This is a genomic window from Pandoraea sp. (assembly GCF_041919235.1).
In the GTDB taxonomy this organism is placed as follows: domain Bacteria; phylum Pseudomonadota; class Gammaproteobacteria; order Burkholderiales; family Burkholderiaceae; genus Pandoraea.
The window spans coordinates 1-7,229 of sequence record NZ_JAYRUC010000027.1; the positions used below are offsets into that span (position 1 = coordinate 1).

Sequence of the window (7,229 nt, forward strand, 5' to 3'; positions counted from 1 at the left end):
GAGACTACTCACGGGGTTACTCCTTGGCGCTTGCGCGCTGTTTTGATGAAGATTCGCACCTCTATCAAAACGGGTAACCCCGCCTCTTGGCAAGGCCTTACTGTCAGATCAAGTCTGAACTTCTACACGTGAGGCACTTTGGGCGCACAACGCGCACAGCGCGCTTAATGGGCTCAACGCGCTTAACGCCCTTAACGCCCTTAACGCCCTTAACGCCCTTAACGCCCTTAACGCCCTTAACGCCCTTAACGCCCTTAACGCGCTTAACGACCTTAATTCACGTCAGCCTTGTGCCGCAACAGCAGCATTCGCCCCGCCCCATAAGAAACGGCCCTCACGGGCCGTTTCTTTTGCGAGGTCAGGTTAGCGCCGAGTCCCCGAATTGCCGAAACCGCCAACGCCGCCGTCGCCGCCCGCCGTCGACCCGCCCTCAGTACCGCGCACGATCTTGAGCGCCGATGCAATCATGCCGCTCATATCCGTCAGATTACCCGGCACGATCAACGTATTGTTCGTCCTGGCGATCTTGCTGAAAGCGTCGACGTACTGCTCCGCAACCTTCAGGTTGACCGCCTCCATCCCGCCCTGCGTCTGGATGGCCGTCGCGATCTTGTGGATCGCCTCCGCGTTCGCCTCGGCCACCGCCAGAATGGCCGACGCTTCGCCCTGCGCCTGGTTGATCGCCGCCTGGCGCTCCCCCTCCGACTTCTGAATCGCAGCTTCCCTCGCGCCGGACGCCAGGTTGATCTGCTCTTGTCGCTTTCCTTCCGACGCCGCGATCAGCGCGCGCTTTTCACGCTCAGCCGTAATCTGCGCCTGCATCGCATGCAGGATTTCCTTGGGCGGCGTAAGGTCCTTGATTTCGTATCGCAACACTTTCACGCCCCAGTTCGACGCCGCCTCGTCGAGTGCATTCACCACGCTGTGATTGATGAACTCGCGCTCCTCGAACGTCGTGTCGAGTTCGAGCTTACCGATCACGCTACGCAGCGTCGTTTGCGCGAGTTGCGTGATGGCGACGATGAAGTTGCTCGAACCGTACGATGCCTTCATCGGATCGGTCACCTGGAAATACAGAATGCCGTCAACCTGCAACTGCGTGTTGTCCTTGGTGATACAGATCTGGCTCGGAACGTCGAGCGGCACTTCCTTGAGCAGATGCTTGTAGGCCACGCGATCCACGAACGGCACAACGATCGACAACCCCGGCGTGAGCGTCGCGTGATACTTGCCCAGACGCTCGACCACCCAGGCGTGCTGCTGCGGCACGATCTTGATCGAGCGCGCCGCGATGATCACGGCAATGATGAAGATAATAAACGCGACGTTGGATAACATGTTTCCCCCTGAAGCGCCCGCCACGACAGCGAGCAAGTTCTCAGCCACCCGCAAACGCGGGTCGTGCAATGCACCGACACCAAGGCAAAAGGTCAGGCACGCGCTTTGGCGCCCTACCCCGCCTCATGGGCGACGTACAGACGGCTGCCGCGAATCTCACAAATCACGAACCATCCCGCGCTGGGCGACTCTCCCGGCAAAAGCTCGACGTCCCACTCGGCACCACGATATTTCGCCCGCGCCTGACCGTCCGCGCGCCAAACCTCCACGCGCAGACGCTGTCCGATATCGAGGTTGGTGTTGGGGTCCGCCGTCGCGTCGACCTTGATGCGACGCTGGCCGAACCGGCTGCGGCGTAGCAACCACACGGCCACGCCCGCCACCGCCGCGGCGGCCACCCATTGCAACGGCCAGTCGGCGCGCAATAGCGCCGCAATGCCGCCGGCCGACATACCCAGCGCAACCATCAACAGATAGAACGTGCCACTCGCCAGCTCCAGCACCACGGTCAATCCGGCAACGCCGAACCAAAGCCAAGCCTGTTCCATCGCAACTCCCAGATGCAAAAAACCCCGGTGTGATACCGGGGTTTATAGCATGAAACCAACCGATCAGCGCACGCCCCACAAGGGATTTGGGCTTTTCGGAAGCGTCCGAGCTGCCACTCGGACGTGCCTCAATTCAGGCCGCCATCATGGCCGTCAGAGCAACGATCACTTGGTCAACGTGGCAAGCTGCTGCCACGTTTCGATCACCGTGTCCGGGTTGAGCGACATTGACGCAATGCCCTCCTTCGCCAGCCACACGGCCAGATCCGGATGATCCGACGGGCCCTGGCCGCAAATGCCGACGTACTTACCCTTGGACAGGCACGCCTTGATCGCACGGCTCAGCATGAACTTCACCGCGGGATCGCGCTCGTCGAAGTCCTTCGCCAGCAGTTCCATGCCCGAATCGCGGTCCAGACCCAGCGTGAGCTGCGTCAGATCGTTCGAGCCGATCGAGAAGCCGTCGAAGTACTCGAGGAACTCGTCGGCCAGAATGGCGTTCGACGGCACTTCGCACATCATCACCAGCTTCAGACCGTTCTCGCCCCGCTTCAAACCGAAGCCGGCCAGCATGTCGACCACGCGCTTCGCCTGACCGAGCGTGCGCACGAACGGCACCATGATCTCGACGTTGGTCAGCCCCATTTCGTCACGCACGCGCTTGAGCGCGCGGCATTCCATTTCGAACGCTTCGGCGAAGTCTTCCGAGATGTAGCGCGAAGCGCCACGGAAGCCCAGCATCGGGTTCTCTTCATCCGGCTCGTAACGCGAACCGCCGACGAGCTTCTTGTACTCGTTGGACTTGAAGTCCGACAGGCGCACGATCACACTCTTCGGGTAGAAAGCCGCCGCAATCGTGGCGATCCCTTCGGCCAGCTTGTCGACGTAAAACGCACGCGGCGACGCATGACCGCGCGCCACCGACTCGACCGCCTTCTTCAGGTCGGCGTCGATGTTCGGGTACTCGAGAATCGCGCGCGGATGCACACCGATGTTGTTGTTGATGATGAATTCCAGACGCGCCAGGCCCACACCTTCGTTCGGCAGTTGCGCGAAGTCGAAAGCGAGCTGGGGATTGCCAACGTTCATCATGATCTTCACCGGGATCTTCGGCATTTCGCCGCGCTGAATCTCGGTGACTTCCGTTTCGAGCAAACCGTCGTAAATCTTGCCTTCGTCGCCTTCGGCGCACGAGACGGTCACAAGCGCGCCTTCCTTGAGCACGTCGGTCGCGTCGCCGCAACCCACCACGGCCGGCACACCCAGTTCGCGCGCGATGATGGCCGCATGGCAGGTGCGGCCACCACGGTTCGTCACAATCGCCGAGGCACGCTTCATCACCGGCTCCCAGTTCGGGTCGGTCATGTCGGCCACCAGCACGTCGCCCGGCTGCACGCGCTCCATCTCGCTCGGATCCATGATCACGCGCACAGGACCCGCACCGATCTTCTGACCGATGGCGCGCCCCGTGGCCAGCACCGGTGCGTCGCCCTTGAGCTTGAAGCGCTGCTCGACCTTGCCGACCGACTGGCTCTTCACCGTTTCCGGACGCGCCTGCAGAATGTAGATCTTGCCGTCGCGACCGTCCTTGCCCCACTCGATGTCCATCGGACGACCGTAGTGCTTCTCGATGATCAGCGCGTACTTGGCCAGTTCGGCGCAATCGTCGTCGGTGATCGAGTAGCGGTTGCGCAGCTCCATCGGTACGTCGATCGTCTTCACGCGACCCGGCTCGCCCGGCTGCGTGAATTCCATCTTCACGAGCTTCGAGCCCAGCGTGCGGCGGATGATCGGATACTTGCCGGCCTTGAGCGTCGGCTTGAAGACGTAGAACTCGTCCGGGTTCACGGCACCCTGCACGACCGTCTCACCCAGACCATAGCTGGCCGTGATGAAGACGACGTCCTGAAAACCCGACTCCGTGTCGATCGTAAACATCACGCCCGAGGCACCGCAATCCGAGCGCACCATGCGCTGAACGCCCGCCGACAGTGCCACTTCAGCGTGCGTGAAGCCCTTGTGTACGCGATACGAAATCGCACGATCGTTGTAAAGCGAGGCGAACACATGTTTCATGCGATCGAGCACGCTTTCGACACCGACGACATTCAAATAGCTTTCCTGCTGACCGGCGAACGAGGCGTCCGGCAGATCTTCAGCCGTTGCCGACGAGCGCACGGCAAACGACGCATCCGGCTGGTCGGCCGTGAGGCGTGCGAACTGCTCGCGGATGTCCTTCTCGAGTTGCGGCTGCAGCGGTGCGTCGACGATCCATTGACGGATTTCGGCGCCGGCTTCCGCGAGCGCCTTGACGTTGTCCACGTCAAGCCCCTCGAGGCGCTTGGCGACACGCTCAGTCAGGTTGTTGTGCTGGAGGAACTCGCGGAATGCGTAAGACGTTGTGGCAAAACCGCCCGGCACGCGCACGCCGGCGCCGGCCAGTTGGCTGATCATTTCGCCAAGCGATGCATTCTTGCCGCCGACCGACTCGACGTCGGTCATGCGCAGATGCTCAAACGGCACCACGTAGGCGCCGTTGTGTGCTGCGTTAGTCATAAAAGCCCCAAAGGTAAGAAAAAAAAATTTTCGGACGATCGGCCAAAACTGCCATGGGCCGAGCGACCTGTTGGATAAGAAATCGCACATGGGCGGCGTCGAGTCCCAGGGGCCAACGCCCGACGACCTGCATCGAACCATCCGAATGCCCCGTCATGCCCCGCCAGCCGGGCCGGAAACCGGACAGCGTGCGATGGTCGCGCAATTGCTTATCCAACAAGTTGCCGCTATTCTACCGTGCAACGCACCATTTTGCGATTCTGCGCATGACCGACGCCAACCCTACCGGAAATTCCCCGACATCCCCCGACGCGCCGGCCAAACTCGTCGCTGCGCGTCCGGTTTTCATCGTGTCCGACGGCACCGGGATTACCGCCGAAACGTTCGCCCATTCCATCCTCGCGCAATTCGAGATGCGTTTCCGTCAGATCCGCGTCCCGTTCGTGGATTCCGTCGATAAAGCCTATGAAACCGCGCAACGGATCAATGAAATGTATCGGAGCGAGAATATCCGCCCGATCATCTTCAGCACGCTCGTCGACGCGCGCGCCAATGAGATCCTGCGCAACTGTCAGGGCGTGATTCTCGACATGTTCCAGACGTTCATCGAACCGCTGGAACAGGAGCTGGGCCTCAAGTCGATGCATGCCATCGGCCGCGTCCACCAGAATGCCGACAGCGAAGCGTACAAGAACCGGATCGAAGCCGTGAACTTCTCGCTGGCGCACGACGACGGCCAATCCAACAAGAACCTGCAAAGCGCAGACGTGATCCTTGTAGGCGTGTCACGTAGCGGCAAGACGCCGACGACGCTCTATCTCGCCATGCAATACGGCGTCAAGGCCGCGAACTATCCGTTGATACCGGAAGACTTCGAGCGCGAAAAACTACCCTCCACGCTCGATCGGTACAAAGACAAGATCTTTGGGCTGTCCATCGATCCACAACGCCTCTCGGAGATTCGCAACGAACGTCGCCCCGGCAGCAAATATGCGTCGCTGGAGAACTGTCGTTACGAGGTCAACGAAGCGGAGGCGATGATGCGCCGCGAAGGCATCAAGTGGCTATCGTCGACGCACAAGTCGATCGAAGAAATCGCCACGACCATCCTGCAGGAAATCAAGCTGGAACGTGACGTGTACTGACATGTACTGACGTTTGCCGCCGTTGTTTGCGGTGCGCAACGCACCTCGCCAGATGCAGGAAGCAAGAAGGGACGCCACGCGCGTCCCTTCTTGTTGAGGTCGTGGCGGGCATTGCGCGCGCCGGCTCAGATGAGTCGCTGGCGCACCGCCTCGAACAGGCAGATCGCGGCGCAAGCCGCCACGTTGAGCGATTCCATGCCGCCAGGCTGCGGGATACGGATCGGTGTTTGCACGCGCTCAAGCCATTGTGGCGACACACCGGCGCCTTCGTTTCCGAAGACCCATGCGACGGGCGCCCGCAAATCCTGCTCGTACAGCGACGTCGTTGCCTGCAAGCTCGTTGCCAGCAACGGCACCGATAAACGCGGTGCGAGCGAGTCTGGCGTGCAGTGCTCCACGATGTTCAGCGAGAAATGCGCGCCCATGCCGGCGCGCAGCACCTTGCTCGACCAGGCGAGCGCAGTACCCGACATGCAATACACATCACGCACTCCGGCCGCCGACGCGCTGCGCAGAATCGAACCGACGTTCCCCGCATCCTGCACCGCATCGAGGATGACACAGTCCGTTATTTGCGATGCCGGCAGATGCCCGGACGGCATCGCGACGACAAACAGCAGCGGCACCCCATTGACGAGTGTCGACAGCGGCTCGAACAGAGCATGCGGCAAACACACGCGGCGATCGGCGTCTACCCGCGCCCAGATCTGCGCCACTTCGTCGTTCTCCAATGCCGATTCCGCCGCCACGCAAACGAGCGGCTGCCCCAGCGCATCGAGATAAGCGTCGGCCAGGTGCACGCCTTCGAGCAGCGTCTGACCGAGCTTGCGTCGCTGCGGATTCGACTGCGCCAATTGCTTCAGGCGCTTGTAGAACGGATTGTCTTTGGAACTGATGAGCTTCATGACGAAGTCCCCACGCGAGGGACGGTGAGCGCACCGAAGATTTCAAACGCTTCGCGCACCGGCGCAAACGACTGGCGATGATGCGGACTCGGCCCGTGCAGACGCAACGCCTCCAGATGACGGGGCGTGCCGTAGCCGACGTGCTCGTCGAAGCCGTATTGCGGGAAGACGTCGTGCAGGGCGACCAACTGGCGGTCGCGCGTGACTTTCGCGAGAATCGACGCCGCTGAAATCGCCGGCACCTTGTCATCGCCCTTGATGATTGCCTCTGCACGCATGGGCAACGCGGGGCAGCGATTGCCGTCGATGAGCGCCAGCGCCGGCACACGCGACAGGCCGTTCACAGCGCGCTGCATCGCGAGCATCGTCGCGTGGAGAATGTTCAATGCGTCGATCTCCGCCACGCTCGCCTCGGCAATGCAATAGGCGAGCGAGCGCTCGACGATCTCCTCGTAGAGCGCCTCGCGACGCGGTGCCGTCAACTTCTTCGAATCGGCCAGCCCCTTGATCGGGCGCGCCGGATCGAGAATCACGGCCGCCGTCACGACCGGCCCCGCGAGCGGACCGCGCCCCACTTCGTCCACACCACATGTGAGATCGGCGGCAACATCGGCGAACAGGTCGAGCGCCATTTGCGGCAACGTTGCCCGGACTGCGCGCGTACGCGACCGGGAAGCCCCCGGCCCGACGCCATCGCCCGCCGTCGCCTCGCGCCCAGCACGACGCACTTTCGCGTC

Annotated in this window: 7 protein-coding genes; 1 reads left to right on the top strand and 6 read right to left on the bottom strand. The window is 61.8% G+C overall.

Going from position 1 to position 7,229, the window contains the following annotated elements:
* Nucleotides 1-363: 363 nt before the first annotated feature.
* The 4 genes from ACE3UG_RS19165 to ACE3UG_RS19180 all read right to left on the bottom strand — a co-directional run bounded on the left by ACE3UG_RS19165 (nt 364) and on the right by ACE3UG_RS19180 (nt 4,662).
* Nucleotides 364-1,338, bottom strand: coding sequence for an SPFH domain-containing protein (locus ACE3UG_RS19165; protein WP_374626851.1), 975 nt, complete (start codon nt 1,336-1,338; stop codon nt 364-366).
* A gap of 113 nt (nt 1,339-1,451) precedes the next feature.
* Entirely contained in the window at nt 1,452-1,886 is a 435-nt protein-coding gene (locus tag ACE3UG_RS19170; protein WP_374626853.1) for an NfeD family protein, read from the bottom strand.
* Between the two features lie 165 nt (nt 1,887-2,051).
* Nucleotides 2,052-4,442: a phosphoenolpyruvate synthase gene (gene ppsA / locus ACE3UG_RS19175; protein WP_374626855.1), complete on the bottom strand. Its 2,391-nt coding sequence runs from the start codon at nt 4,440-4,442 to the stop codon at nt 2,052-2,054.
* The gene (locus ACE3UG_RS19180) at nt 4,435-4,662 is read right to left on the bottom strand and encodes a hypothetical protein (protein WP_374626857.1); all 228 of its coding nucleotides are present in this window, start codon (nt 4,660-4,662) and stop codon (nt 4,435-4,437) included. The genes ppsA and ACE3UG_RS19180 overlap by 8 nt, the downstream gene beginning before the upstream one ends.
* 46 nt (nt 4,663-4,708) lie before the next feature.
* Between ACE3UG_RS19180 and ACE3UG_RS19185 the strand changes: the two genes are divergently transcribed.
* The gene (locus ACE3UG_RS19185; RefSeq protein ID WP_374626859.1) at nt 4,709-5,587 is read left to right on the top strand and encodes a pyruvate, water dikinase regulatory protein; all 879 of its coding nucleotides are present in this window, start codon (nt 4,709-4,711) and stop codon (nt 5,585-5,587) included.
* Nucleotides 5,588-5,712: 125 nt separating this feature from the next.
* On the opposite strand, the gene ACE3UG_RS19190 is transcribed toward ACE3UG_RS19185, so the two are convergent.
* Together ACE3UG_RS19190 and rnhB are read right to left on the bottom strand one after the other, a co-directional pair.
* Nucleotides 5,713-6,492, bottom strand: a complete 780-nt coding sequence (locus tag ACE3UG_RS19190) for a TrmH family RNA methyltransferase (RefSeq protein ID WP_374626861.1) — start codon at nt 6,490-6,492, stop codon at nt 5,713-5,715.
* On the bottom strand, nt 6,489-7,229 hold a 741-nt coding region (gene rnhB, locus ACE3UG_RS19195; protein ID WP_374626863.1), incomplete at its 5' end, for a ribonuclease HII. The genes rnhB and ACE3UG_RS19190, both read right to left, overlap by 4 nt.